Below are 26,351 nucleotides of genomic sequence, written 5' to 3'. Positions count from 1 at the left end.
GAGTTGCGGACGGCGCAAGCTTAAGCGCGGCCGCGGGAACGAACCTTGACCGCGATCAAGAGACGCCCCCGCCGGCACGTCAGGCGACGGCGGCGAGACAGCCGCCGCTGACGCGGTCGTTGCCGGAGAGGTCCTGCCAGGTGCAGACGTCGGCGAACGGCCCGGCGGCGAGCAGCGCACGCACCGCCGCGCCCTGGTCGTAACCGTGCTCGATCAGCAGCAGGCCGCCGGGGACGAGGTGCGCCGGCGCCTCGGCGACGATGCGGCGGATGCAGGAGAGGCCGTCAGCGCCGTCGGTCAGCGCCAGGTCGGGTTCGAAGGGCAGGCCGTCCTGCGAGAGGTGCGGGTCGCGCGCGGCGACGTAGGGCGGGTTGGCGACGATCAGGTCGAAGCGCTCGTCGGCAAGCGCCGAGAACCAGTCGCTCTCGACGAAGCCGACCTTGCCGCCGAGGCGCGCGGCGTTCTCGCGGGCCACCGCCAGCGCCGCCGGCGACACGTCGACGGCGAGCACCGCCGCCTCCGGATGCTCGCAAGCGAGGGTCACCGCGATCGCGCCGCTGCCGGTGCCGAGGTCGAGCACGCGCGGCCAGGCCAGCGTCTGCAGCCTCTTGAGCGCCAGCGTGACGATCAGCTCGGTGTCCGGGCGCGGGATCAGCACGGCCGGCGTGACCTTGAAGCTGCGGCTGTAGAAATCTTTCTCGCCGACCAGGTAGGCGACCGGCTCGCCGCGCTCGCGGCGCAGCACCAGCGTCATGAAGGCCTCGATCTGCTCGCCGGACAGCCGGCGGTCGGGATCGGCGAGGAACTGTGCGTGCGTGATGCCGAGCAGGTGCTGCATCAAGAGGCGCGCATCGAGGCGCGGCACCCGGCGGCGGACCTGCTCGACCGCGGCGCGGATGGTCTGGGCCGCCGGCGCGCTCATCACTCCTCCGCCAGCGCCGCCAGCTGCTCGGCCTGGTGCTCGGTGGTCAGCGCGGTGAGCAGTTCGTCCAGGTCGCCGTCCATGATCGCGTCGATCTTGTACAGCGTCAGGTTGATGCGGTGGTCGGTGACGCGCCCCTGCGGGAAATTGTAGGTGCGGATGCGCTCGGAACGGTCGCCGCTGCCGACCAGGCTCTTGCGCTGCGCCGCCTCCTTGGCCTGCGCCGCGCGCAGCTGTGCGTCGTTGATGCGCGCGGCCAGCACGCGCATCGCCTGCGCCTTGTTCTGGTGCTGCGAGCGGCCGTCCTGACATTCGACGACGATGCCGGTCGGCAGGTGCGTCAGGCGCACCGCCGAGTCGGTCTTGTTGATGTGCTGGCCGCCGGCGCCGGAGGCGCGGAAGGTGTCGACGCGCAGGTCGGCGGCGTTGATCTGCACCTCCTCGATCTCGTCGGCTTCCGGCATCACCGCGACGGTGCACGCGGACGTGTGGATGCGCCCCTGCGCCTCGGTCTCCGGCACGCGCTGCACGCGGTGGCCGCCGGACTCGAACTTCAGTTTCGAGTAGGCGCCCTGGCCACCTGTTGCGACGATGCGGGCGATGATTTCCTTGTAGCCGCCGAGGTCCGATTCGGACGACGACATGACCTCGACCTGCCAGCGCTGGCGCTCGGCGTAGCGGGCGTACATGCGGAACAGGCTGCCGGCGAACAGCGCCGACTCCTCGCCGCCGGTGCCGGCGCGGATTTCGAGGATGACGTTGCGCTCGTCGTTGGGGTCCTTCGGCAGCAAGAGCTTCTGCAGCTCGGTTTCCAGCACCGGCAAGCGTGCCTTGGCAGCCTTCATCTCTTCTTCCGCGAAGTCCTTCATGTCCGGGTCGGACAGCATCGCCTCGGCCTCCGCAAGATCGCCCTCGGCCTTGCGGTAGTCGGCGAACAGCGCGACCACCGGCTCGATCTCGGCGCGCTCGCGCGACAGCTTGCGGAACTGGTCCATGTCGCGCGCGGTGTCGCCGCTGGCGAGCAGCAGGTCGACCTCTTCGAGGCGGCCGGCGAGGTGATCGAGCTTGTCGCGGATGCTTTGCTTCATGGGATCGGGGACGGGTGAACGGACAGGTAGCAGCGCCGGCGGGCGCCGCTACTCGCCGTCGTGCAGGTGGAAGAGGCGCGTCGCGGCGTGGCGCAGCGCCTCGCGGTCACCGGCGTCGGCCGCATTGAGCGCCTGCGTCGGCGCGTGCAGGAACTTGTTGGTCAGCCGGTGCGCCAGCTGGTCGAGCACCTTTTCCGGATTCTCGCCCTTGGCCAGCAGCTTCAGCGCGTGCTCCATCTCGTGCCGGCGCATGCGCTCGGCCGAATCGCGCAGCGTGCGGATCAGCGGCACCGTGTCGCGCGTCTCCAGCCAGGCGATGAAGGTGTCGACCTGCGCGGCGATGATCGCCTCGGCCTCGACCACCGCCGCCTGGCGGGATTCGAGGCCGGACTCGACGACCTGCGCGAGGTCGTCGACCGAGTAGAGGAAGACGTCGTCGAGCTCGCCGACCTCGATCTCGATATCGCGCGGCACGGCCAGGTCGACCATGAACATCGGCCGGTGGCGGCGCGACTTGATCGCGCGCTCGACCATGCCGAGGCCGATGATCGGCAGCGGGCTCGCGGTGCAGGCGACGACGATGTCGAAGTGGCCGAGGCGGTCGCCGATCTCGTCGAGGCGGATGACCGCGCCGCCGAAGCGCTCGGCCAGCGCGCGGCCGCGCTCCAGCGTGCGGTTGGCGATGACCAGTTCCTTCGGCTGCTTGGCGGCGAAGTGCGCGGCGCACAACTCGATCATCTCGCCGGCGCCGACGAAGAGGATGCGCTGGTCGGCGATGTTCTCGAAGATGCGCTCGGCGAGATGCACGCCGGCGGCGGCCATCGACACGATGTTGGCGCCGATGGCGGTGGTCGAGCGCACCTCCTTGGCCACCGCGAAGGCGCGCTGGAACATCTTGTGCAGGTGCGTGCCGAGCGTGCCGGCCTCCTCGGCGGTGCGCACCGCGTCCTTCATCTGGCCGAGGATCTGCGGCTCGCCGATGACCATCGAGTCGAGGCCGGAGGCGACGCGGAAGGCGTGGCGGATCGCCTCGCGCTGCGGCAGCGTATAGACGTAGGGCTGGATCACGCCGCGGTCGATGGCGTGGTACTGCGCCAGCCACTGGATCGCCGTTTCCGGATCGTCAGCGGCGCAGTAGATCTCGGTGCGGTTGCAGGTCGACAGGATCGCCGCCTCGCGCACCACCTTCGCCCGCGTCAGGTCGGCGAGCGCATGGGAGAGCTTGTCGGCGTTGAAGGCCACCTGCTCGCGCACGGACAGCGGAGCGGTATGGTGGTTGATGCCGAGCGTAAACAGCGCCATGCGCGAAAAGACCCTGGGGGAGATGGGGGCGGATTATAGCATTCGCCCCTCCCCGCCCCGTTCTGACGCAGGTCAAGGGGCGTGCGCGGCGGTCCCGATCAGATGCCCGCTCAGATGCCGGAGCCGCCGTCCTCGAGCTGGTACTCGGGGGCCGCGAAGACCTTCACCTGGCGCGGCTTGAGCCAGACGTGCTGGCCCTTGGCCAGGCCCAGCGCATCGGCACGCTCGCGCGTCAGCTCGACCTCGATCAGTTCCGAGGCATGCGCCAGTTCGACGCGCACCACCGGCCCGATCGGATGCACATCCTGCACCTGCGCCTCGAGCCCGCCGGCGAACGGCCCGCGCTCGATGTCGATCTCGTGCGGACGGACGAAGGCCAGCGTCTCGCCGCCCTCGCCCCCTCCTCCGGCCACCGGCTCGCCGCGGCCGACCTCGGCCCAGGCGCCGTGCACGCGGCTGTGGAAGACGTTCACATTGCCGAGGAACTGGTAGACGAAGGGCGAGGCCGGATTCGAATAGACCTCGTCGGGCGAGCCGATCTGCTCGATGCGGCCGTGGTTCATGACGACGACGCGGTCGGCGACTTCGAGCGCCTCCTCCTGGTCGTGGGTGACGAACACCGACGAGATGTGCATCTCGTCGTGCAGCCGGCGCAGCCAGCGGCGCAGTTCCTTCCGGACCTTGGTGTCGAGCGCGCCGAAGGGCTCGTCCAGGAGCAGCACCTTCGGCTCGACGGCGAGCGCACGGGCGAGCGCGATGCGCTGGCGCTGGCCGCCGGAGAGCTGCGACGGGTAGCGGTCGGCCAGCCAGTCGAGCTGGACCAGGCCGAGCAGGTCCATCACGCGCTTCCTGATCTCGGCCTCGGCCGGGCGTTCCTGGCGGGGCTTGACGCGCAGGCCGAAGGCGACGTTCTCGAACACCGTCATGTGGCGGAACAGCGCGTAGTGCTGGAAGACGAAGCCGACGTTGCGGTCGCGCGCGTGCAGGTGCGTCGCCTCCTGGCCGGAGAACAGCACCTCGCCGCCGTCGGCGGTTTCCATGCCGGCGATGATCCTGAGCAGCGTCGTCTTGCCGCAGCCGGACGGCCCGAGCAGCGCGACCAGCTCGCCGGTCGGAATCTCGAGCTTGATGTTGTCGAGCGCGACGAAGTTGCCGAAGCGCTTCGAGATGTTCTGGATGGTGATGCTCATTGCGCGCTTCTCACTGTGTTTTCTCCGGCGGCAGGTCCGCCTCCAGCATTTGTGTTTCCTTGTGCATGCGCCACTCGACGACGGTCTTCGCGACCAGCGTCACCAGCGCCAGCAGCGCCAGCACCGAGGCGGCGGCGAAGGCGCCGACCGCGTTGTACTCGTTGTAGAGGATCTCGACGTGCAGTGGCAGCGTGTTGGTCTCGCCGCGGATGTGGCCGGAGACCACCGACACTGCGCCGAACTCGCCGAGCGCGCGCGCGTTGGCGAGGATCACGCCGTACAGCAGGCCCCACTTGATGTTCGGCAGCGTCACCCGCCAGAACATCTGCCAGCCCGAGGCGCCGAGCGAGACGGCGGCCTCCTCCTCGTCCTTGCCCTGCGTCTGCATCAGCGGGATCAGCTCGCGCGCGACGAAGGGGAAGGTAATGAACAGCGTCGCCAGGATCATGCCGGGCACGGCGAAGATGATCTTGAAGTCGTGCGCGGAGAGCCACGGCCCGAACCAGCCGCGGGCGCCGAAGAGCAGGATGAAGAGCATGCCGGCGACCACCGGCGAGACCGCGAACGGCAGGTCGATCAGCGTCACCAGCAGGCTCTTGCCGCGGAAGTCGAAGCGCGCGATGGCCCACGCCGCGGCGACGCCGAAGAGCACGTTGAACGGCAGCACGACGAAGGCGATCAGCAGCGACAGCAGCACCGCGTGCCGCGTCTCCGGCTCGACCAGCGCGGCGAGGTAGGCCGGCACGCCGGCGGCGAGCGCCTCGACGAAGACGGCGACCAGCGGCAGGCCGAGGAACAGCGCGAGGAAGCCGAGGGCGACCGCGGTCAGCGCCCGGCGCACCCATTTCGGTTCGGCGTTGGCCTTGCGGAAGGTCATGCCGCCCTCCCCTTGTGCCGGTTCGCCGCCCACCATTGCAGCGCGTTGATCGTCAGCAGCATGGCGAAGGAGATGACCAGCATGACCACCGCCAGCGCGGTGGCGCCGACGACGTCCTGCTGCTCGAGCTTGGCGATGATCAAGAGCGGCGTGATCTCGGAAATCATCGGCATGTTGCCGGCGATGAAGATGACCGATCCGAATTCGCCGATGGCGCGCGAGAAGGCGAGCGTGAAGCCGGTCAGCAAGGCCGGGAAGATCGCCGGGAAAATGACCTTGACGAAGGTCTGCAGCCGCGACGCGCCGAGCGACGCGGCGGCCTCCTCGACCTCCGGCTCGATGTCCTCGATCACCGGCTGCAGCGTGCGCACGATGAACGGCAGCGTGACGAAGGCGAGCGCGACGACGATGCCGTACGGCGTGTAGGCGATCTTGATTCCGAGCGGCTCGAGGTGGCGGCCGATCCAGCCGTTGCCGGCGTAGAGCGTGGCCAGCGTGATGCCGGCGACCGCCGTCGGCAGCGCGAAGGGCAGGTCGACGAAGGCATCGACCAGGCTCTTGCCCGGGAACGGGTAGCGCACCAGCACCCAGGCGACGACCAGCCCGAAGACGGCGTTGATCGCCGCCGCGACGAACGAGGCGCCGAAGGTGACGCGGTACGAGGCCAGCGCCTGCTCGGTGGTGGCGATCTGCCAGAACTCGGCGATGGTCAGCGTACCCGCCTTGAGGATCAGACCGCCGAGCGGGATCAGCACCAGCAGCGAGAGGTAGACGAGCGTGTAGCCGAGCGAGAGGCCGAAGCCGGGCAGCACGCGATGCGAAGTGGAGGCCATGAGCGGTCAAGAGGCGCCGGCACCGCTGCGTGGCGGCGCCGGTCGGGTGGTTCCTGTTATTTCACCTGGTAGATCTGGTCGAACGAGCCGCCGTCCTTGAAGTGCGCCGGGAAGGCCTTGCTCCAGCCGCCGAAGACTTCGTCGACGGAGAAGGTCTTGATCGGCGGGAACTGCGCGGCGTACTTCTTCAAGAGCTCGGCGTCGCGCGGGCGCAGGTAGTTCTGCGCGGCGTTCTCCTGGCCTTCCTTCGACCACAGGTACTCGAGGTAGGCCTGCGCCTGCTTGCGCGTGCCCTTCTTGTCGACCACCTTCTCGACGACGGCGACCGGGAATTCGGTCAGGATCGACAGCGAGGGATAGACGACCTCGAACTCGCCGCGGCCGAATTCCCTGGCGATCAGCTCGGCTTCCGACTCGAAGGTGACCAGCACGTCGCCGATGCGGCGCTGCATGAAGGTGGTCGTCGCGTCGCGGCCGCCGGCGGCGAACAGCGGTGCGTTCTTCAGCAGCTTGCCGACGAAGTCCTTGGCCGTCGCGTCGCTGCCGCCCGGCTGCTTCAATGCATAGCCCCACGCGGCGAGGTAGGAATAGCGGCCGTTGCCGGTGTTCTTCGGGTGCGGCAGGATCACCTGCACGCCCGGTTTGGCGAGGTCGCTCCAGTCCTTGAAGCCCTTCGGGTTGCCCTTCCTGACGATGAATACCATCGTCGAGGTGTAGGGCGAGGCGTTGGTCGGGAATTTCTTCGCGTAGTCGGCGGCGACCAGCCCGCGCTCGGCGAGGAAGTCGACGTCGGTGGCCTGGTTCATCGTCACCACGTCCGCCTCCAGCCCGTCGGCGACGGCGCGCACCTGCTTGGTCGAGCCGGCGTGCGACTGCTTCAGCTCGAGGTTCTCGCCGGTCTTCGCCTTCCAGTATTTCTGGAACAGCGGGTTGTAGTCCTTGTAGAAGTCGCGGGCGACGTCGTAGGAGACGTTGAGCAGCGACGGGTCGGCGAACGCCGGGACGGCGAGGCCGAGGGCGAGGATGGCTGCGGCAAGCTGGCGGACGAGGGCAGGCATGGACGGACTCCGGAATGGCGGCAGGGATGCGACTATAAGCGAATCGGCATAGAACGACAAAGCATCGTTTTTCATTTGCTTATTACATAACACGAAGAAAGCCGGCACCGGACTCCGGCGCGGCGTCACGCACGCACCGGCCGAACGGCAAACGCCGGCGCCCCGCGTGCGCCTACTGCGCGTGCCCCATGTCGGTGAGCCGGTAGCTCTCGTGGCAGGAGACGCAGCGCTTCATCGTCGCCGCCAGCATGCCGAGGATTTCCTTCGACTTCCGGTCGCTCGGCTTCTTCGCCTTCTGCAGCTGCTCGGCGGCCCTGGCGATCTCCTCGAAATCGTCGTGCACCATCGCCGCCAGTTCGCGGAAACGGACGCCCGAGGTCGTCGGGAACATCAGCGTCGTCTCGTAAACGTTGATCAGCCCCATGTCGCGGGCGCGCGCCGCCACCGTCGCCATGTCGTCCTTCGACAGGGCCGTGAAGATGTCCTGCAGGCCCTTCAGGTAATCGCGCATGTCGGCGAGCAGCGCCGTCTTCTCCGCCGGCCGCAGCACCACCGGCGCCCGCCGCTCGACCTGCGGCGACGCCGCCGCGCCGCCATCCTGCTGCGCCATCGCCGGCGGCACGCCGGCCAACGCACAAGCCAACGCCAGTCCGCCCCAATACCCCTTCACGCCAGCTTTCATGATTCCCTCCCGCAACGAAGACCCCCATCGAAAACCGCCGGCGACATCAGGCAGGCTGCGCCGCCGCGCGGCACGCGCTTCGGAAATACAGGGATTGGAGCCGACGGCCGCCGGAAAGGTTCTGCGGGACCGGAAAGGACGAAGGCCCGGCGAGTCGCCGGGCCTTCGGGAATGCTGGTGGCCAGTCGCGGAATCGAACCACGGACACGCGGATTTTCAATCCGCTGCTCTACCAACTGAGCTAACTGGCCAAAACGAAGCGCGCATTATAGCGATCCGGCCGCCGCCCGTCAAAACCTCTTTTCGCTGCGGCCGTTGCCGCCCTGCAGGCGGGCGGCGGAGGCAAGCAACGCGCCGGTGTTCTGGCGCACGTACACCTCGTCCCACATCGCCTCGGCGCGCGGGTCGCGGTAGAGCAGCGAGGCGACGATCAGCGCCAGGAAGCCGAGCGGCAGCGACAGCAGCCCCGGGTTGCGCAGCTCGAACAGCGGCGCCTCCAGCCCGACCAGCGAGGTGTCGACGTGGCGGTAGCGCTCGAGCTCGTCGCGGGCGCGCGCCACCGCGCGGCCGAGCGCCGCCCGCTCCTTCTTCGCCTGCTCGACGCGCTCGAAGTCGGCGGCGGCGAGCGCCGTCTCGATCGCGCGCAGGCGCTGCGGCGCCTCGTCGAGGACCTGCTGCGCCGCCGCCTTGACCGCCTTCGGGTAGGTCATGTTCGGCGAGACGAGGACCAGGCCGATCGCCGCCAGCGTGCCGACCAGCATGCCGGCGACGATGCCGGCGGTATTGCAGCGGCGCCAGAAGAGGGTCATGAAGAGGCAGGGAAAGTTGGCCGAGGCGGCGACGGCGAAGGCCAGCGCCACCAGGTGGGCGACGTTCTGCCCCTTGGCGGCGATGCCGAGGACGATGGCGACGACGCCGAAGGCGACCGTGGCGACGCGCGCGGCGCGCACCTGCGTCTCGGTGCTCGCCTGGCCGTCGCGGACTACGCCGACGTAGAGGTCGTGCGCGATCGCCGAAGCGGCGGCGAGCACCAGCCCGGCGACGACGGCGACGATGGTGGCGAAGGCGACCGCGGCGACGAAGGCCAGCATGAAGTTGCCGAGCAGGCTCTCCGGCCCGCCGCCGAGCGCCTGCGCGAGCAGCGGCGCGGCCATGTTGCCGCCGCCGTCGATGTCCATGATCGCCGGCGCACCGACCTTGAGCGCGGCGCCGAGCCCGAGGAACAGCGTCAGCAGGTAGAAGCCGCCGATGATCGCCATCGCCCACACCACCGAACTGCGCGCGGCGCGCGCGGTGGGCACGGTGAAGAAGCGCATCAGGATGTGCGGCAGGCCGGCGGTGCCGAAGACCAGCGCGACGCCGAGCGAGATCTGGTCGAGCGGCGAGCGGAAGAGCAGCCCCGGCTCGAGGAAGCGCTGGCCGAGCTCGGCCGGCGCGAGGCCGGCGGCGCCGTCGCCGAGGATCGCCGCGACGCGCTGCTGGACGCGGGCGTCGCCGACGACGCTGTCGAGGAAGCCACCGAAGAAGCCGTAGTCGCGCCACACCAGCACCACCATCAGCAGCGACGCGGCAACCAGCAGCACGGCCTTGATGATCTGCACCCAGGTCGTCGCCACCATGCCGCCGAAGATCACGTAGGCGAGCATCAGGCTGCCGACGGCGACCACCGAGATTTCGTAGTCGATGCCGATCAGCGTCTTCACCAGCATGCCACCGCCGACCATCTGCGCGACCAGGTAGAAGGTGGAGACGGTGATCACCGACAGCGCGCCGAAGACGCGCGCCAGCTTCGGGTCGTTGCGGTAGGCGAGGAGGTCGGAGAGCGTGTATTTGCCGATGTTGCGGCAGGGCTCGGCGATCACCAGCAGCACCGAGATGTAGGCGACCAGCCAGCCGACCGAGTACATGAAGCCGTCGTAGCCCCAGAGCGAGATCAGCCCGGCGACGCCGAGGAAGGAGGCGGCGGAGAGGTAGTCGCCGGCGATCGCCCAGCCGTTCTGCAGGCCGGAGAGGCCGCCGCCGGCGGTGTAGAAGTCGGCCGGCGTACGCACCCGCCGCGCCGCGACATAGGTGACGAACATCGTCAGCGCGATGATCGCGGTGAACACCGCGAAAGTCAGCCAGCGGTGCTGCTCGGGCACCGCCGCGCGCGACTGCGCCCAGGCGGCGGAGGCGGCGCCTGCCGCCAGCAGCGCCGGCAGCAGGCGCGCCAGCGCGCGCTTCACGGCACGGCCCCGCGCGCCATGCGGCCGGCGATCTCGCCGCGGATCTCCTCCGCCAGCCGGTCGAAATCCCGGTTGGCGCGCCGCGTGTAGAGCGCCGCGACGCCCCAGGCGACGACGAACTCGGACAGCGCGAAGAGCAGGCCGACGTTGACCGCGCCGGCCACCCTGATCCGGAACAGCTCGGGAAACCACGCGGCGCCGACCGGCAGCAGGAAGTAGTAGCCGACCGAAACGATCATCAGCAAGCCGAGGAAGCCCGACTTCCGACGGTGCAGTTCCCGGAACCTGGGATCGGCGTTGATCGCCGCCCAGTCGATGGCGCAATTGCCCATGTCTCCACCCCTTGGCATCGCGGGAGGCGCGCCTCCCGGTCCCTGTTCTTTGCCGGGGAGTCTAGGAAGGCTTCCTTACAGCCGGCTGACCGCCGCTCAGACGAAGCCGGTGGGCGGATTGTGCGCCGCCGGCAAGCCGCGCCCGCCGAGCTCGCCCTCGATCTGCGCGTCGAAGGCCGGGCGGTCGGCGGGCGGGCGGTAGCGGGGGAAGACGACGCGGGCGATGGCGCCGCGCTCGTGCGGGTTCGGCCGCAGGCTGGCGGCGGCACGGTGCAGCTCGGCGATCTCGCGCACGATCGGCAGGCCGAGGCCGGAGCCGTCGGTGCCGGTGCCGTCGACGCGGTAGAAGCGCTCGAACACCAGCGCCGCCTGCTCCTCGGTGATGCCGATGCCGTTGTCCTCGACCTCGAGGGTCACGAAGTCGCCCTGGACGACGACGCGGCAGGTGACGCGCCCGTCGGCCGGCGTGTAGCGCAGCGCGTTGTCGATCAGGTTGCTGACCAGCTCGCGCAGCAGGAAGGCGCTGCCCATGATCTCGGACGGCGGCGCCGGCTCGTAGCCGAGGTCGATGTGCTTGTCGAGCGCGCGCATCACCCACTCCTCGACCTGCTCGCGCAAGAGCAGGTCGAGGTTGAGCGGCGCCAGCGACTGCTGCGCGGCGTCGCTGGCCTCGGCGCGGGCCAGCGTCAGCAGCTGGTTGACCAGGTGCGCGGCGCGGTCGACGCCGGTGGCGATCTGGCGCAGGGATTTCTTCAGCTCCTCCGGGTCCGATTCGCGCATCGCCAGCTGCGCCTGCGTCTTCAGCCCGGTCAAGGGGGTGCGCATCTGGTGCGCGGCGTCGGCGATGAAGCGCTGCTGCGCGTCGAGGTTGCCGCGCATGCGCTCGAGCATCGCATTGAAGGCGTCGATCAGCGGCTGCAGTTCCTCCGGCACGCGGCGGGTACGAATCGGCGACATGTCGCTCTCGGCGCGCGCCTCGATCCGCTCGCGCAGCACGGTCAGCGGGCGCAGGCCCTGCGACAGGCCGAACCAGACCAGCACGACGGCGAGCGGGATGATCACGAACTGCGGCAGGATGACGCTGGCGATGATCTTGTTGGCCAGCTGCGAGCGCTTCTCCAGCGTCTCGCCGACCTCCACCAGCAGCCAGCGCTCGCGCGGCATGCTCGGCTCGCCGACGTAGGTATAGGCGACGCGCAGGTCCTGGCCGCCGGCCTCGACCTCGCGGAAGTAGATCTCGCCGAGCTCGTCGGCCTGGTAGTCGAGGTCGGTCGCGACCGGCAGCTCGGTATCGCCGGCGAGCTTGACACCCTTGCGGTTGAGCACGTGGAAATAGACGTGGTCGATCTCGTCGGCGCGCAGCATCGCCCGCGCCGAGGCCGGCAGCGCGATCTGCGGCCGGCCGTTCACGAACTTGATCTGGCGGGCGACGGCGTTGACGTTCTCGCGCAGCGCCTGGTCGTAGGGGTAGCTGGCGACCGCCGTCGCAAAGTAGTGGGTGACCGCGATCGACACCGGCCAGACGAACAGCAGCGGGGCGAGCATCCAGTCGAGGATCTCGCCGAACAGCGAACGCTGCCCGTCAGGCGCCGCGGGCTTCCTGCTTCTCAAGGCAATATCCGAGGCCGCGCACGGTGGCGATGCGCACGCCGCCCGGCTCGAGCTTCTTGCGCAGGCGATGCACGTAGACCTCGATCGCGTTGTGGCTCACCTCCTCGCCCCAGCCGCAGAGGTGGTCGACCAGCTGGTCCTTGCTGACCAGCCGGCCGGCGCGCGACAGCAGCACCTCGAGCAGGCCCAGTTCGCGCGCCGAGAGGTCCAGCGTCTGGCCGTTGAGGATCGCCGCCCGGCCGACCTGGTCGTAGGTCAGCGGGCCGCACTGCACCAGCGGCGTGGTGCCGCTCGAGCGCCGCGTCAGCGCGCGCACGCGCGCCTCCAGCTCGGGCAGCTCGAAGGGCTTGACCATGTAGTCGTCGGCGCCGAGGTCGAGGCCGCGCACGCGGTCGCTGGTGCCGTCGAGCGCGGTCAGGATCAGCACCGGCAGCGCGCTGCCGCGCCCGCGCAGCCGCTTCAGCACCTCCAGCCCGGGCATCTTCGGCAGGCCGAGGTCGAGGATCAGCAGGTCGTAGGTGTTGGCCATCAGTGCGGTGTCGGCATCGACACCGTTGGCGGCGCGGTCGACGGCGTAGCCGCTGCCGCGCAGCGACCGGCAGAGGCCGTCGGCGATGATGGCATCATCTTCGGCGATGAGAATGCGCATGATGGGAATGCCCGTCGGGTAAGGATTCGAACCGTGTTTTAAACACGTAAGTCTACTGTAAGCGATGGACTATAACATTCGTTCCGCTGTTCTCCTTTTATGGTCTTGGAGCGCGCGGCGCAAGCCACCGCTCAGGGGGCGGTTCGAACCTGCACCGAATAGCCCCCTACCTCCTTTTTTCCTCCCGGCATCACCCTCCCCGTCGCTTTCCGTTGCACGCCCGCCAGCGCGGTGCGCCGGATTTCCTGCGTCGTCCGTTCCAGTCTAGCAAAGCCGCGGCAGCGGCGAACTGCCGCTCCCTCGACGGCAGACGAAAAAAAACCCGGGCCGCAGCCCGGGTTTTTGCGTACGCGGAATCCGCGCTTAGTGCGCGCTCGCGGAGGCGGCGCCGACGCCCGTCTCCGACCGGATCTGCTGGTCGAGGTACAGGTTGCGCTCCTTCTGCGCCTGCGCCGACTTGTCGAGGATCGACACCAGCCAGATCGTGAAGAAGGCGGCGGTCATCGAGAACAGCGCAGCCGAGTTGTACGGGAACCAGGCCGAACCCTTCGGGTTCTTCAGCACCGCTTCCCAGACCGAGGCCGAGCCGACGGTCAGCACGGTGGCCAGGATCAGGCCGACGAAGCCGCCGGTCACTGCGCCCTTGGTCGTGCAGTCCTTCCACAGCACCGACATGAACAGCACCGGGAAGTTGCCCGAGCAGGCGATGGTGAAGGCCAGCATCACCATGTAGGCGACGTTTTCCTTCTCGAACGCGATGCCGAGGAAGATGGCCAGCGCGCCGAGGGCGAGCGTGGCGATCTTCGAGACGCGCAGTTCGTCGGCCGACGAAGCCTGGCCCTTCTTGATCACCGAGGCGTACAGGTCGTGCGACACGGCGGAGGCACCGGCCAGCGTCAGGCCGGCAACCACGGCGAGGATGGTGGCGAAGGCCACGGCCGAGATGAAGCCGAGGAACAGGTCGCCGCCGACGGCCTTGGACAGGTGCACCGCGGCCATGTTGCCGCCGCCCTTCAGGCCCTTGGCGATTTCGCCGCCGACGTAGAACTCGCCCGGGTTGGCGACCAGGTTGGTGATCGCGCCGAAGCCGATGATGAAGGTCAGGATGTAGAAGTAGCCGATCCAGGTCGTCGCCCAGGCCACCGACTTGCGGGCTTCCTTGGCGTTCGGCACGGTGAAGAAGCGCATCAGGATGTGCGGCAGGCCGGCGGTACCGAACATCAGCGCCATGCCGACCGAGATCGCCGAGATCGGATCCTTGATCAGCGCGCCCGGGGCCATGATCGCGTCCTTCTTCGAGTGGATCTCGACCGCCTTCGTGAACAGCGCCTCCGGCGAGAAGCCGAACTGCATCAGCACGGCGAGCGCCATGAAGGTCGCGCCGCCGAGCAGCATCACCGCCTTGATGATCTGCACCCAGGTGGTCGCGGTCATGCCGCCGAACAGCACGTAGGCGAGCATGATGCCGCCGACCAGGATCTCGGCGTAGAGGTAGTCCATGCCGAAGAGGATCTTGATCAGCTGACCGGCACCGACCATCTGCGCGATCATGTAGAAGGCGACGACGACCAGCGACGAGAACGCCGCGAAGACGCGGACCGGGGTCTGCGCGAAGCGGTAGGCGGCGACGTCGGCGAAGGTGAACTTGCCGAGGTTGCGCAGGCGTTCGGCCATCAGGAAGGTGATGATCGGCCAGCCGACCAGCCAGCCGATCGAGAAGATCAGGCCGTCGAAGCCGTTGGCGAAGACCAGGCCCGAAATACCGAGGAACGAGGCGGCCGACATGTAGTCGCCGGCGATCGCGAGGCCGTTCTGGAAGCCGGTGATGCCGCCGCCGGCGGTGTAGAAGTCGGCGGCCGACTTGGTCTTGGCCGCGGCCCACTTGGTGATCCACAGCGTGCCGGCAACGAAGATGGCGAACATGGCGATCGCCGTCCAGTTGGTGGCCTGCTTCTGCGCCTGGCCGAGGTCGGCACCGGCGGCGATGGCGCCACCGGCGACGGCGAGGGCCGCGACGGCGGCAATGATGTGCTTGATATTCATGTTACTTCGTCGCCTCCTTGAGGATTGCGGCCGCTTCGTCGTCGAACTCGGTGTTGGAGCGACGGACAAAGATCCAGGTGATGATGATCGTGAACACGATCACGCCGATGCCGAGCGGCACGCCGACGCTGGCGGTCATGCCGGCGCCGAGCTTCTGCGCCAGGAAGGCGGGGTTGTAGGCGACCAGCAGGATGAAGCCGTAGTAGGCCAGCGCGCCCAGCACGGTCATCAGGACCGAATAGCTGTTGCGCTTCGAAACGAAGCGCTGGAACGCCGGGTTGGCGGCGATCTTGTTGCTTATTTCTTGTGACATCGAGTGCTCCTCTCTTTGTGACGTTATCGACTCTTTGCAGAGTTCGGATGCCACTATACGGAGCTTCACTGACGCTGCTCTTACGCAATGGGAAATCGTTTTTTCTGCGCGTAACGACTGCCGAAACCGTGGCGTTTCAAGGCCGGAGGGGAAGCCGGGGAAATCCGGAGGGGGAAAAGCGGCGAACGCAAATGCTGACCGCTGACTGACGGAAACCGCCTTCCCCGGCGCCGCGCCGCCGGCGCGGCGGATTCAGGCCGCCGGCGGCGGGAAGATCACTTCGAACAGGGTGCCGCCAGCGGCCGCATCGGCGATGTGGATGCGGGCGCCGTGCTGCTCGGCGATCTGGCGGACGATCGCCAGCCCCAGCCCGCAGCCGTCGCTGGTGTCGCCGCTGGCGCGGAAGAAGCGCTCGAAGACGCGCTCGCGCAACTCGGGCGGGATGCCCGGACCGCTGTCCTCGACCGCCAGCAGCGCACCGCCGCCGGCGCGCGGCGCGCAGCGCACGGTGACCTGGCCGCCGGCCGGCGTGTAGCGGATGGCGTTGTCGACCAGGTTGCCGACCAGCTCGCGCAGCAGGATCGCGGTACCGGTCACGGTCACCGCCTCGAGTTCGAAACCGAGGTCGATGTCGTGCTCGACCGCGAGCTGCATCCAGGTATCGGCATGGTCGTGGATCAGCGCCTGCAGCTCGACCGGTCGCAGCACCGGCATGCCGCCCGGCTCGGCGCGGGCCAGCGCCAGCAGCTGGTTGACCAGCCGGGCCAGCCGGCGCACGGCGGAAAGGATCGCCGACAGGCGCGGATCGTCGCGCTCCTGCAGCGCCGACTCGACCTGCGCCTGCAAGGCGGCGATCGGCGTGCGCAGCTGGTGCGCAGCGTCGGAGACGAAATGGCGCTGCGCGCCGAGGGCGACGTCGAGGCGCTGCAGCAGACGGTCGATCTCGATGGCCAGCGGCTGCAGCTCGCTCGGCAGGTTGTCGGCGCCGACCGGGCGCAGGTCGGTCGGCGAGCGCCGGGCGAGCTGGCTGCGCAGCGCGTCGAGTGGGCGCAGGCCGCTGCTGACGCCGAACATGATCAGCGCGATCGTCGCTGCCGACAGCAGGAACTCGGGGACGATGATGCTGAGCAGGATCTCGCCGACCTGGGTCTCGCGCTTGGTCAGCGTCTCGGCGACGACCACGGTCAGCTCGTGGTTGTCCTTCTGCGTGAGCAGGATCACGCCGCGCACCTCGCGCCCCTTGATCCGGCTGTCGAAGAACAAGGTCCCGTCGGCGAAGGCATCGGGGCCGGAGATGTCCTTCGGGAAGAGGCCCGGCGAACTGCCCTGGAAGAAACTCGGCGCATCCTCCGGGAAGATGCCCTCCTCGCCGGCAAGCAGCTCGCCGTGCGGCCCGTAGACGGCGAAATGGATGCGGTCGAACTTGTCGGTGACGAGAATCTGCCGCCCCTGCGGCTGCAGGTCGATCACCGGCCGCCCGTTCTGTGAATGCACCTGGTTGGAAAGCGCCAGCGCGAGGTTCAGCAGCGAGCGGTCGTAGGCCTGGCCGGCGTTCTCGGACGCGACGAAGTAGGCGCTGGTGCCGCTGGCGACGAGGAGCAGCACGACGCCCGGCAGCAGCCAGGCGAGCAGCAGCTGACGCAGGCTATGAGGCTGGAGACTTCGGTTTTTCAAGGTAGTAGCCCATGCCGCGCACGGTGCGGATGTTGACGCCGGCGGGCTCGAGCTTGGTGCGAAGGCGGGAGATGATCTTCTCCACCGCATTCGGCGTGATTTCCTCGTCCCAGTTGTACAGCGACTGCATGACGAGATCCTTGCTGACGATGCGGTTGGCGCGCAGCGCCAGGAACTCCAGCGCCGACCATTCGCGGGCGGTGAGATCGAGCGCCTGATCGCCGATCCAGGCGCGGCGCGCCGCGGTGTCGAGGTCGAGGTTGCCGAGGCGCAGCACCGGATCGGCCTTGCCGTAGCCGCGCCGGGTCAGCGCCCGGATGCGCGCTTCCAGTTCGGCGATGGCCACCGGCTTGACCAGATAGTCGTCGGCGCCGAGGTCGAGCAGGCGGATGCGCTCGTCGAGCATCTCGCGCGCGGAGACGACCAGCACCGGCATCTCCTGCTTGCGGCCGCGCAGGCGCTTCAGCACCTCGGAGCCGTCGAGCCCGGGCAGGCCGAGGTCGAGGATCACCACGTCGTACTCGCGCTCGCTCAGCCAGGCGTCGGCGCGGCGGCCGTCGGCCGCCCATTCGACGACGTAGCCGGCGTAGCGCAAGGCGCGCGTGACGCCGTCGGCGAGCAGTTCATCGTCTTCGATCAGCAATACACGCATCGGCGCCACTCCCTTCGTCCGGCGGCAAGGTTACCCGTTCGCCCGGCGGCCGCAAAGCCCCGCGCCGCTGCGCAAAAAGCGAAAGCCCCGCCCGGCGGCTGCCGGAACGGGGCTTTCCGATGCTGAGCGCCGGTGCCGGAAGGTCTTCCCCGGCACCGGGCGGACCGGCAATTACATGCCCATGTCCATGCCGCCCATGCCACCCATGCCGCCCATGCCCGGCATGCCGCCGGCGGCCGGCTTGTCTTCGACCAGCTCGGCAACCATGCAGTCGGTGGTGAGCATCAGGCCGGCGACCGAGGCGGCGTTCTGCAGCGCCGAACGGGTGACCTTGGTCGGGTCGAGAACGCCCATTTCGACCATGTCGCCGTAGGTGCCGTTGGCGGCGTTGAAGCCGTAGTTGCCGGAACCCTTGACCACTTCGTTGACCACCACCGACGGTTCGTCGCCGGCGTTGGCGACGATCTCGCGCAGCGGCTGTTCCATCGCGCGCAGCACGATCTTGATGCCGGCGTCCTGGTCGTGGTTGTCGCCCTTGAGCGAACCGATCAGCGCAGCGCGGGCACGCAGCAGCGCGACGCCGCCGCCGGGGACGATGCCTTCTTCAACGGCGGCACGGGTAGCGTGCAGCGCGTCTTCGACGCGGGCCTTCTTTTCCTTCATTTCGACTTCGGTGGCAGCACCGACCTTGATCACGGCGACGCCGCCGGCCAGCTTGGCGACACGCTCCTGCAGCTTCTCGCGGTCGTAGTCGGAGGTGGCTTCCTCGATCTGGATGCGGATCTGCTTGACGCGGGCTTCGATCGCCTTCTCGTCGCCGGCACCGTCGATGATGGTGGTGTTTTCCTTGGCGATCTCGACGCGCTTGGCCTGGCCCAGATCCTTCAGGGTGGCCTTTTCCAGCGTCAGGCCGGTCTCTTCCGAGATGACGACGCCGCCGGTCAGGATGGCGATGTCTTCGAGCATGGCCTTGCGACGGTCGCCGAAGCCCGGGGCCTTGACGGCGACGGTCTTCAGGATGCCGCGGATGTTGTTGACGACCAGGGTGGCCAGCGCTTCGCCTTCGACGTCTTCGGCGATGATCAGCAGCGGACGGCCGGCCTTGGCGACCTGTTCCAGCACCGGCAGCAGGTCGCGGATGTTCGAGATCTTCTTGTCGAAGAGCAGGACGAACGGGTTGTCGAGCAGGGCGATCTGCTTTTCCGGGTTGTTGATGAAGTACGGCGACAGGTAGCCACGGTCGAACTGCATGCCTTCGACGACGTCGAGTTCGTTATCGAGCGACTTGCCGTCCTCGACGGTGATGACGCCTTCCTTGCCGACCTTTTCCATGGCGCTGGCGATGATGTCGCCGATCGACGAGTCGGAGTTGGCCGAGATCGAGCCGACCTGGGCGATTTCCTTGTTGGTGGTGCACGGCTTGGAGATCTTCTTCAGCTCGTCGATGGTGGCGACGACGGCCTTGTCGATGCCGCGCTTCAGGTCCATCGGGTTCATGCCGGCGGCAACGTACTTCATGCCTTCGCGGACGATCGACTGGGCCAGCACGGTGGCGGTGGTGGTGCCGTCGCCGGCGATGTCGGAGGTCTTCGACGCGACTTCCTTGACCATCTGCGCGCCCATGTTGGCGAACTTGTCCTTCAGTTCGATTTCCTTGGCGACGGAAACGCCGTCCTTGGTCACCGTCGGCGCGCCGAACGAGCGCTCGAGCACGACGTTGCGGCCCTTCGGACCGAGGGTCACCTTGACCGCGTCGGCCAGGATGTTGACGCCCTCGACCATGCGGGCACGGGCGGAATCACCGAATTTGACTTCTTTGGCAGCCATGTATTTCTCCTGAATTCTTTAGGGGGATCTGTCGCGGCGGCGGTCGATTACGACTCGAGCACGCCCATGATGTCTTCTTCACGCATGACCAGGACTTCCTGGCCATCGACCTTGACCGTCTGGCCGGCGTACTTGCCGAACAGCACGCGGTCGCCGACCTTCAGGTCGACGGCGATGTGCTTGCCGTTGTCGTCGCGCTTGCCCGGGCCGACGGCCAGGACTTCGCCCTGATCCGGCTTCTCGCCGGCGGTGTCGGGGATCACGATGCCGGAGGCGGTGGTGCGCTCGGCCTCAACGCGCTTGACGATCACACGGTCGTGCAACGGACGGATTTTCATGGAGTTCTCCTTGGTTTAAAGCGATAGTGATTGCTAACAAATGGCCGTTTTGGCACTGCGGCCCAAACGTATCGGCTCAGGAATTCAAAACAGAAGGTGTTAGCACTCATTGCCAACGAGTGCTAATAATAGGGGCGGACTTTCCGGATTTCAAGTCGACCCGGCGGCCGATCCGCTAAGCTGGAAGACCCGACGGGCACGAAGGAGGATTGGCGATGAGCGGAACTTGCGACGACACGACCTACCGCCGGCTGATCGAGCAGGTCGCCGACGCCGTCATCTACGCCGACACCGGCGGCGCGATCCGCATCTGGAACGCCGCCGCCGAGCGCCTGTTCGGCTTCAGCGCGGCCGAAGCGATCGGCCGGAGCCTCGACCTGATCATCCCCGAGCGCCTGCGCGCGGCGCACTGGCAGGCCTTCGACGCGGCGCTCGCGTGCGGCGCGACCAAGCTCGGCGGGAAGGCGACGCTGACGCGCGCGCAAACGCGCGACGGCGGCACGGTCTATGTCGACATGAGCTTCTCGCTGCTCACCGACGAGCAGGGCGCGGTGCTCGGCTCGATGGCGGTCGCCCGCGACGCGACGGCGCGGCGCGACGAGCTCGCCGCGCTGCGGGCGCGCATCGCGGCGCTGGAGAAGGCGGCGCCGACCACCGGCTGAGGCGCGGGAAAAAGACCCCGGCGCGAAGGCCGGGGGTTCCGAAGGTACTGCTGGAGAGGTAACGGGAAACCTGGCGCGTAACGCCGCGCGCCTTACGCGCCCCCGCGGGGACATCTTCGCGACGTGCGGTGCACATCGCGCTCAGGCGCCCCCCGAGGGGGCTTCTTCGCAAGTGCTTTCGCACTTGCTCAAGCGTACCCCAGGAGTACTTCTTCGCGATACGCAAAGCGTATCGCTCAGGCGTAGCTCGGGGCGAAGGCCTGCTCCGGCGCCGCCGCCGGCCCCTCGCCGTTCCAGTACGGCGAGAGCTTGCGCAGGCGCTCGATGATCGGCGGCACCGCGGCGATGACGCGGTCGATCTCGGCTTCGCTGGTATCGCGCGACAGCGAGAAGCGGACCGTGCCGTGCGCCGCGGTGTAGGGAATGCCCATCGCGCGCATCACGTGCGACGGCTCGAGCGAGCCCGAGGTGCAGGCCGAGCCCGAGCTGGCGGCGATGCCGAGCTTGTTGAGCAGCAGCAGGATGGCCTCGCCCTCGATGTATTCGAAGGCGATGTTGCTGGTGTTGGGCAGACGGTTGTCGGGGTCGCCGGTCGGAAAGGCATGGCTGACGCGGGCCAGGATGCCGGCTTCCAGCCGGTCGCGCAGCCGCCGCACGACGGTGTCCTCGGTCACCAGATGCGCCTGTGCCAGCGCGCAGGCCTGGCCGAGGCCGACGATCGCCGCCGAGTTCTCGGTACCGGCGCGCCGCCCGCGCTCCTGGTGGCCGCCGCGCAAGAGCGGCCGGAAGCGGCAGCCTCGGCGCAGGTAGAGCACGCCGATCCCCTTCGGCGCATGCAGCTTGTGGCCGGACAGCGAGAGCATGTCGATCTTCGTCTTCTTCAGGTCGAGCGGGATCTTGCCCACCGCCTGCACCGCGTCGGTGTGGAACATGATGCCGCGGGCGGCGGCGATCTCGGCCATCTCCGCGACCGGGAAGATCGTCCCGGTCTCGTTGTTCGCCCACATCGCCGAGACGATCGCGACGCGGTCGTGCAGCAGCGCGCGGTACTCGTCGAGGTCGAGGCGGCCCTTCTTGTCCACGCGCAGCTTGTGCACGACGTAGCCCTCCTTCTCCAGCCACTCGCACAGGCTGAGGATCGCCGGGTGCTCGACGGCGGTGGTGATCACCGTGTTGCGCTCCGGCTGCGCCTTCAGCGCCGACAGGATCGCGGTCGAGTCGGCCTCGGTGCCGCAGGAGGTGAAGATGATCTCGGAATCGTGCTCGGCGCCGAGCAGCGCCTGCACCTGGCCGCGCGCCTGCTTCAGCGCCCGGCCGACGCTGGCGCCGAAGGCGTGCATCGACGAGGCGTTGCCGAAGTGCTCGGTGAAGAAGGGCAGCATCGCCGCCACCACCGCCGGGTCGACGCGCGTCGTCGCGTTGTTGTCGAGGTAGATCGGTTTCGGGTCCATGGCAGGCTCCTAGGTTTCCGCCGGCATCAGCGCCGCCGGCAGCACCTGCACCAGCTCGCCGAGCGCCTCGACCAGCTTCTGCTGGATGCCACCCAGCGTCGCCGCTTCCATCATGCAGCCGGCGCAGGCACCGCGCAGGTGCACGTAGATTTTCTTGCCCTGCACGTCGGCCAGCTCGACGTCGCCGTGGTCGCGCTGCAGCATCGGCCGCACCGCCTCCAGCACCTCCTCGATGCGGCGGATCTTCTGCACCAGCGACAGCTTCCCCGCCGGCGGCCGCGGCGCTTCCGGCGTCGCCGGGCAGGCCGGCGGCGGCGACACCTCGCCGGGGCCGGCGCGCTCCGCCTTGACCCTGGCGAGAATCTCCTCGACCCCCTCGTGGCACGCCGCGCAGCCGCCGCCGGCCTTGGTGTAGAAGGTCACCTCCTCGACCGTGTTCAGCTTGTTGGCCTTGATCACGTCCTCGATCAGCACCGCGTCGACGGCGAAGCACTTGCACACCAGCGCGCCTTCCTCGTGCTCGTCGCGCCACTCCTCGCCGCGGTAGTTGGCGACCGCGGCCTGCAGCGCCTCGCGCCCCATCACCGAGCAGTGCATCTTCTCCGGCGGCAGGCCGTCGAGGTAGTCGGCGATGTCCTGGTTGGAGACGGTGAGCGCCTGATCGACGCTCATCCCCTTGATGATCTCGGTCAGCGCCGACGACGAGGCGATCGCCGAGCCGCAGCCGAAGGTCTGGAAGTGCGCGTCCTCGATCACCCCGCTCGCCGGGTCGACCTTGAGCATCAGCCGCAGCGCGTCGCCGCACTGGATCGAGCCGACGTCGCCGACGGCGTTGGCGCCTTCGAGCGGCCCCGAGTTGCGCGGGTTGAAGAAGTGCTCGCGGACCTTGTCGGAGTATTCCCACATGGCGCTGCCCTCCCTAGACCGAGAACGACTTGCCGCAGGAGCACTGCGCGGCGGCGTTCGGGTTGTCGAACCTGAAACCGGTGTGCGTCAGCGAGTCGACGAAGTCGATGCTGACGCTGTCGACCATCGGCATCGTCAGCGGGTCGACCAGCAGCGTGATGCCGTCGACCTCGAGTTCCCAGTCGTCGTCGGCCTTCGCCGACTCCAGCTTCATGCCGTACTGCAGGCCGGAGCAGCCGCCGCCGGCGACCACCAGGCGCAGGCCGGCGACCGGCGTTTCGGAACCACGGATGAAGCGTTGCACGGCTTTCACGGCGGCGGGGGTCAGGCTGATCATGGCGGTTCTCCTCACGTTGACACCCTTCGTCCTGCAAGCCGCATGCCATCCCGCCGCCGTGCGCCAAACCCTTGAATTGCCGTCGCTTTCGTCCGAAGGAGGGATTGTCGGGTTTGCGACAATCGCCCCTCAGGCCGGCGCGTAGCTGTAGCACCCCTTCGGGCAGACGCGACCGCAGGAGCTGCAGCCGATGCAGTCGGCGGCGTCGGCGATAGCCATCACCATCATGTTGTCGTCCTCGTCGTCGCTGTCGTCGTCGAGTTCGCGCTCGACCAGGTCCAGCACCTGGCGCGGGCAGACCTTGTAGCAGCGGCCGCAGCCGATGCACTTCTTCTGGTCGAGGGCAGTCACGAACTGCGGCACCCATTCGGCACCGCCGCGCGTCAATCCGGTAATCATCGCGTCATCCTTTCTGCGCGGCGAGCAGCCGCGCGTTGGCTGCGGCCCACGCCTGGCAGGCCTCGTAGGCGGCCGCCGAGAGCGCCGGCAGTTCGGCCCAGGCGGCGGGCAGGCGCTCCTCGGCCAGGTCATGCAGCGCCGCCGCGTGCTCGGCAGCGATCCGCTTCAGCCGCCGCACTTCCTTGTCGAGCGCCTGCAGGTCAGCGTCGTCCATCGTCCGCGCCCTACATCCCGGCGACCGCGGAATGCTGGCCGATGCGCTCGATCGCCACCGCCAGCAGCTTGTCCGCCTCGTCCTTCATCTTCGACAGGCTGGCGAAGCCGAAGCGGTGCACGTCGCGCAGGGTCTTGTCCACCGTGACCAGCTTGCCGACAGTGATCAGCGCGCGGCCGAAGCCTTCGTGCGTGAGGTGCACCAGCGGTACCGCGAGCAGCTTGCACTCCTTCTCGATCAGCACCGCGATCGCGTTGTAGAAGGCCTTGACGCGGGCGACCGTCTCCTCGTCGGGGTCGCCGACGAGCGGGATGTCGGCCTTGCGCTCCTTGGTCAGCACGAAGGGGGCGAGGACCTCGGTCGTCGACTTGCCGGCGTAGGTACCGTAGGTGTCGAGCGCGCGCATCTGGCGTGACATTTCCTTGATGAAGTCGGTGTCGAGAATCGGATCAGGGCTCATCGGGATACTCCTCTGCGGAAGGCGTTGCCGGTTGGGAAAGGGGAAGGCGAAGGGGAAGCGCGCGCGGCGGCGGCGACAGCGCCGGGAAGGCGGAGAGCAGCAGGCGGGCGGCGGCGAGCGCGGCGACGAAGCCACCGGCGGCGCCGGCGGCGGCCCCGGCATCGCTGCCGGCAAAGGCCGCACCGCCCCACGCGCCGAGCGGCATCGCCAGCGCCGGCACCAGGTAGCCGAGCACCGCCGACAACGCCAGGCCGCGCTCGCACTGGCGGATGCACACTGCGTCGCCGACCGCGAGCGCGGCATCGGCCGGCAGCGTCAGCAGGCGCGGGCCGCGCGCCGCCGCCAGGCGGCCGGCGGCGCAGCCGCCGGCGTGCGTGCAGCCGCCGCAGGCGGTCTCCGCGACCGCGACCAGCGCGCGGCCGCCGGCGATGCGGCGGACGACGCCGCGCACCTCGGCGGCGCCGCTCATCCCGTCCACCCCTCGTCGGCCATCGCCGCGAAGCGGGCGTCGCTGCGCCCGGCGCGCGCCAGCGCGCGCTCGATCCAGGCGACGCCGCCCTCGCGCAGCGCGCGACCGAGGTCGGCGAGCAGCGCGTCGATCGCATCGACCTCGGTGACGCGGATCGGCTGGATGCCGCGCGCGACCAGCTGCTGGATCGCCGAGGCGCCGATCGCCAGCACGTAGACCGCGGCGCAACCGGCGAGGAAATCGACCTTGGCGGCGAGCTTGCCCTCGTTGCCGTCCATCGCCTCGGCGGCGAAGGCGCCGACGCCGACCAGCGTCGCCTTGTCCGGCGCCACGTCGTAGACGACGAAGCCCTCGGCAGCACCGAAATGCTGGTCGACGCGGACGCGGCCGACGGAGGCGAAGGCGACGCGGATCATCGTCGCGGCCGCGGCGTCAGTGCACCGCACCAACTGCAGGCGCCGCGCCGGCGGCGGACTCGTGCGGGCGGGCGTCGCGCCGGTAGGCGGATCGGTAGGGTTCGAGCTCATGGTGTTGGGCCTGCAGCAGGTTGGCGAGGTCGAACAGCGCCTGGCGGGTGCCGCGGTAACCCACCCAGGTGCGGGCGTAGCCGCCGACCAGGTCGTATTGCGGGAAGCCGGCGCGCAACAGGGGCACGCCGAGGCGCTGCGCGCTGCCGAGCGCATGCGAATTGGCGATCAGCAGCTGCGCGTCGCCGGCACGCGCCAGCCGTTCGAGGTCTTCGAGGTCGCCGACCGTCACCTGCTTGAGCGGCAACGCCTCCAGCGCCGGCCCTCGGGCCGGGCTGACCGCGGCGACGAGCTCGGCGCCCATGCCGGCGAGGCAGGCGGCGAGCTGCGCCAGCAGGTCGGGGTCGGCGGCGAGCGCGATGCGCGCGAAGCCGAGCATGAAATGGCAATCGACCATCGCGTCCTGCAGCTGCGCGCGCCGGCGCTCGATTTGCGGCGGCACCGGGCGGCCGGAGATGGCGGCGAGCGCCTGCGTGAATGCGTCGCAGGCGGCCTGCCCCATCAGCCCGGCGAAGCGGTGGTCGGGGACGCCGCTGCGCGCGTGCAGCAGGTCGGCGGCGGCGGCGAGCGAGTCGCCAATCACCAGCGTCGCCGCCGATTCGCCCATCGCCGCGATCTCGGCGCGCTTCGTACCGCCGATCGTCAGCGACGAGAACTCGGCCTCGACCAGATGGCCGTCGAGGGCGTCGCCGAGGTCGGGCAGCACCACCGGGTAGAGGCCGAAGGCCTCGATCCATTCCTTGATCGCCTCGACGTCGCCCGGCGTCAGCATCGACGAGGCGAGCACGTTCACCTGCTTCGGCCGGCGGCCGGCGTGGCGCCCGGCCGGCACCAGCGCATCGACGATCGCCGTCACCGCCGCCGCGTAGCCGCTCTCGAAGCAGCCGAGGTAGTCGGGCGTATTCACCGGCACCACGGCAACGCCGTCATGTTCCGGATGCGCCGCGCGGAATTCGCGCACCGCGCGCCGCAGGTCGCTCCCCTGCGTCTCGGAGAGGCCGGTGCTGAGCAGACCGACGAGGTCCGGGCGGTGCTTCGCGCAGAGCGTGGCGAGCGCCGCGACGACGTTGTCGTCGGCGCCCATGATCGTCGCCACCTGGTCCATCGCCGTCGTCTGCAGCGGGATCGGCTCGCGGAAGTGGCGCACGAAGAAGACCTTGGCGAACGCGGTGCAGCCCTGCGAACCGTGCATCAGCGGCAGGCCGCGGTCGATGCCGAGGAAGGCGAGCGCGGCGCCGACCGGCTGGCTGACCTTGAGCGGGTTGACCGCGAGCGCCTTGCGCGACTGGATGATTTCCGCCATCTCCGTC

Annotated in this window: 28 protein-coding genes and 1 tRNA gene; 1 reads left to right on the top strand and 28 read right to left on the bottom strand. The window is 68.9% G+C overall.

Translation table 11 applies throughout. The annotated features are described in order from the left end of the window. Nucleotides 1–79: 79 nt before the first annotated feature. The 19 genes from prmC to IWH25_RS06650 all read right to left on the bottom strand — a co-directional run bounded on the left by prmC (nucleotide 80) and on the right by IWH25_RS06650 (nucleotide 19,616). Complete coding sequence (prmC, locus tag IWH25_RS06740) at nucleotides 80–922, bottom strand: peptide chain release factor N(5)-glutamine methyltransferase (RefSeq protein ID WP_203388556.1); 843 nt, start codon at nucleotides 920–922, stop codon at nucleotides 80–82. Continuing rightward, a complete protein-coding gene (gene prfA / locus IWH25_RS06735) occupies nucleotides 922–2,010 on the bottom strand; it encodes a peptide chain release factor 1 (RefSeq protein ID WP_203388555.1) in 1,089 nt (362 codons plus the stop codon). The genes prmC and prfA overlap by 1 nt, the downstream gene beginning before the upstream one ends. A gap of 48 nt (nucleotides 2,011–2,058) precedes the next feature. Then, a complete protein-coding gene (gene hemA / locus IWH25_RS06730; protein WP_203388554.1) occupies nucleotides 2,059–3,312 on the bottom strand; it encodes a glutamyl-tRNA reductase in 1,254 nt (417 codons plus the stop codon). A 110-nt stretch (nucleotides 3,313–3,422) separates the two neighbouring features. Next, entirely contained in the window at nucleotides 3,423–4,502 is a 1,080-nt protein-coding gene (locus tag IWH25_RS06725) for a sulfate/molybdate ABC transporter ATP-binding protein (protein WP_203388553.1), read from the bottom strand. A 10-nt stretch (nucleotides 4,503–4,512) separates the two neighbouring features. Further along, nucleotides 4,513–5,379, bottom strand: a complete 867-nt coding sequence (cysW, locus tag IWH25_RS06720) for a sulfate ABC transporter permease subunit CysW (protein ID WP_203388552.1) — start codon at nucleotides 5,377–5,379, stop codon at nucleotides 4,513–4,515. After that, nucleotides 5,376–6,212: a sulfate ABC transporter permease subunit CysT gene (gene cysT / locus IWH25_RS06715; RefSeq protein WP_203388551.1), complete on the bottom strand. Its 837-nt coding sequence runs from the start codon at nucleotides 6,210–6,212 to the stop codon at nucleotides 5,376–5,378. The genes cysW and cysT overlap by 4 nt, the downstream gene beginning before the upstream one ends. Nucleotides 6,213–6,268: 56 nt before the next feature. After that, a complete protein-coding gene (locus IWH25_RS06710; RefSeq protein WP_203388550.1) occupies nucleotides 6,269–7,270 on the bottom strand; it encodes a sulfate ABC transporter substrate-binding protein in 1,002 nt (333 codons plus the stop codon). A 172-nt stretch (nucleotides 7,271–7,442) separates the two neighbouring features. Beyond that, nucleotides 7,443–7,952, bottom strand: coding sequence for a hypothetical protein (locus IWH25_RS06705; RefSeq protein WP_203388549.1), 510 nt, complete (start codon nucleotides 7,950–7,952; stop codon nucleotides 7,443–7,445). A 175-nt stretch (nucleotides 7,953–8,127) separates the two neighbouring features. After that, a tRNA-Phe gene (locus IWH25_RS06700) sits at nucleotides 8,128–8,203 on the bottom strand. A gap of 39 nt (nucleotides 8,204–8,242) precedes the next feature. Continuing rightward, nucleotides 8,243–10,177, bottom strand: a complete 1,935-nt coding sequence (locus tag IWH25_RS06695; RefSeq protein WP_203388548.1) for a solute symporter family protein — start codon at nucleotides 10,175–10,177, stop codon at nucleotides 8,243–8,245. Continuing rightward, on the bottom strand, nucleotides 10,174–10,509 hold the full coding sequence (locus IWH25_RS06690) for a DUF485 domain-containing protein (RefSeq protein ID WP_203388547.1): 336 nt from the start codon (nucleotides 10,507–10,509) through the stop codon (nucleotides 10,174–10,176). The genes IWH25_RS06695 and IWH25_RS06690 overlap by 4 nt, the downstream gene beginning before the upstream one ends. Nucleotides 10,510–10,605: 96 nt before the next feature. Beyond that, nucleotides 10,606–12,120 (bottom strand): sensor histidine kinase, encoded by a 1,515-nt coding sequence (locus tag IWH25_RS06685; protein ID WP_238999024.1) that lies wholly within the window; start codon nucleotides 12,118–12,120, stop codon nucleotides 10,606–10,608. Continuing rightward, nucleotides 12,092–12,769: a response regulator transcription factor gene (locus IWH25_RS06680; RefSeq protein ID WP_203388546.1), complete on the bottom strand. Its 678-nt coding sequence runs from the start codon at nucleotides 12,767–12,769 to the stop codon at nucleotides 12,092–12,094. The genes IWH25_RS06685 and IWH25_RS06680 overlap by 29 nt, the downstream gene beginning before the upstream one ends. Before the next feature lie 363 nt (nucleotides 12,770–13,132). Next, nucleotides 13,133–14,812, bottom strand: a complete 1,680-nt coding sequence (locus IWH25_RS06675) for a cation acetate symporter (RefSeq protein WP_203388545.1) — start codon at nucleotides 14,810–14,812, stop codon at nucleotides 13,133–13,135. A gap of 1 nt (nucleotide 14,813) precedes the next feature. After that, a complete protein-coding gene (locus tag IWH25_RS06670; protein ID WP_203388544.1) occupies nucleotides 14,814–15,125 on the bottom strand; it encodes a DUF485 domain-containing protein in 312 nt (103 codons plus the stop codon). Between the two features lie 252 nt (nucleotides 15,126–15,377). Then, a complete protein-coding gene (locus IWH25_RS06665) occupies nucleotides 15,378–16,799 on the bottom strand; it encodes a sensor histidine kinase (RefSeq protein ID WP_238999023.1) in 1,422 nt (473 codons plus the stop codon). Beyond that, nucleotides 16,771–17,451 carry a response regulator gene (locus IWH25_RS06660; protein ID WP_203388542.1) on the bottom strand — a complete coding sequence of 227 codons (681 nt, stop codon included), beginning with the start codon at nucleotides 17,449–17,451 and terminating at the stop codon, nucleotides 16,771–16,773. Before IWH25_RS06660 ends, IWH25_RS06665 begins: the two co-directional genes overlap by 29 nt. A 171-nt stretch (nucleotides 17,452–17,622) precedes the next feature. Beyond that, the gene (gene groL / locus IWH25_RS06655; protein WP_203388541.1) at nucleotides 17,623–19,278 is read right to left on the bottom strand and encodes a chaperonin GroEL; all 1,656 of its coding nucleotides are present in this window, start codon (nucleotides 19,276–19,278) and stop codon (nucleotides 17,623–17,625) included. A 47-nt stretch (nucleotides 19,279–19,325) separates the two neighbouring features. Beyond that, a complete protein-coding gene (locus IWH25_RS06650; RefSeq protein WP_203388540.1) occupies nucleotides 19,326–19,616 on the bottom strand; it encodes a co-chaperone GroES in 291 nt (96 codons plus the stop codon). 215 nt (nucleotides 19,617–19,831) lie between these two features. On the opposite strand from IWH25_RS06650, the gene IWH25_RS06645 reads away from it, so the two are divergent. After that, entirely contained in the window at nucleotides 19,832–20,278 is a 447-nt protein-coding gene (locus IWH25_RS06645) for a PAS domain S-box protein (protein ID WP_203388539.1), read from the top strand. Nucleotides 20,279–20,514: 236 nt separating this feature from the next. On the opposite strand, the gene nifS is transcribed toward IWH25_RS06645, so the two are convergent. The 9 genes from nifS to nifN all read right to left on the bottom strand — a co-directional run bounded on the left by nifS (nucleotide 20,515) and on the right by nifN (nucleotide 26,344). Beyond that, nucleotides 20,515–21,729 (bottom strand): cysteine desulfurase NifS, encoded by a 1,215-nt coding sequence (nifS, locus tag IWH25_RS06640; protein WP_203388538.1) that lies wholly within the window; start codon nucleotides 21,727–21,729, stop codon nucleotides 20,515–20,517. A 9-nt stretch (nucleotides 21,730–21,738) separates the two neighbouring features. Further along, nucleotides 21,739–22,635, bottom strand: a complete 897-nt coding sequence (gene nifU / locus IWH25_RS06635) for a Fe-S cluster assembly protein NifU (RefSeq protein ID WP_203388537.1) — start codon at nucleotides 22,633–22,635, stop codon at nucleotides 21,739–21,741. Between the two features lie 13 nt (nucleotides 22,636–22,648). Next, nucleotides 22,649–22,972: a HesB/IscA family protein gene (locus IWH25_RS06630; protein ID WP_203388536.1), complete on the bottom strand. Its 324-nt coding sequence runs from the start codon at nucleotides 22,970–22,972 to the stop codon at nucleotides 22,649–22,651. A gap of 129 nt (nucleotides 22,973–23,101) precedes the next feature. After that, on the bottom strand, nucleotides 23,102–23,371 hold the full coding sequence (fdxB, locus tag IWH25_RS06625) for a ferredoxin III, nif-specific (protein WP_203388535.1): 270 nt from the start codon (nucleotides 23,369–23,371) through the stop codon (nucleotides 23,102–23,104). A 4-nt stretch (nucleotides 23,372–23,375) separates the two neighbouring features. After that, complete coding sequence (locus IWH25_RS06620) at nucleotides 23,376–23,585, bottom strand: CCE_0567 family metalloprotein (protein ID WP_203388534.1); 210 nt, start codon at nucleotides 23,583–23,585, stop codon at nucleotides 23,376–23,378. A 10-nt stretch (nucleotides 23,586–23,595) separates the two neighbouring features. Further along, entirely contained in the window at nucleotides 23,596–24,045 is a 450-nt protein-coding gene (locus IWH25_RS06615) for a NifX-associated nitrogen fixation protein (protein WP_203388533.1), read from the bottom strand. After that, a complete protein-coding gene (locus tag IWH25_RS06610; protein WP_203388532.1) occupies nucleotides 24,035–24,514 on the bottom strand; it encodes a SoxR reducing system RseC family protein in 480 nt (159 codons plus the stop codon). Before IWH25_RS06610 ends, IWH25_RS06615 begins: the two co-directional genes overlap by 11 nt. After that, nucleotides 24,511–24,930, bottom strand: coding sequence for a NifB/NifX family molybdenum-iron cluster-binding protein (locus IWH25_RS06605; protein ID WP_203388531.1), 420 nt, complete (start codon nucleotides 24,928–24,930; stop codon nucleotides 24,511–24,513). Before IWH25_RS06605 ends, IWH25_RS06610 begins: the two co-directional genes overlap by 4 nt. A gap of 16 nt (nucleotides 24,931–24,946) precedes the next feature. Next, nucleotides 24,947–26,344, bottom strand: a complete 1,398-nt coding sequence (nifN, locus tag IWH25_RS06600; RefSeq protein ID WP_203388530.1) for a nitrogenase iron-molybdenum cofactor biosynthesis protein NifN — start codon at nucleotides 26,342–26,344, stop codon at nucleotides 24,947–24,949. Nucleotides 26,345–26,351 lie beyond the last annotated feature (7 nt).

This window comes from Azospira restricta, assembly GCF_016858125.1.
GTDB classification, from domain to species: Bacteria; Pseudomonadota; Gammaproteobacteria; order Burkholderiales; family Rhodocyclaceae; genus Proximibacter; species Proximibacter restrictus.
Note: the sequence above shows the minus strand (reverse complement) of the source record. Positions and strands in the feature narration are given on the sequence as shown.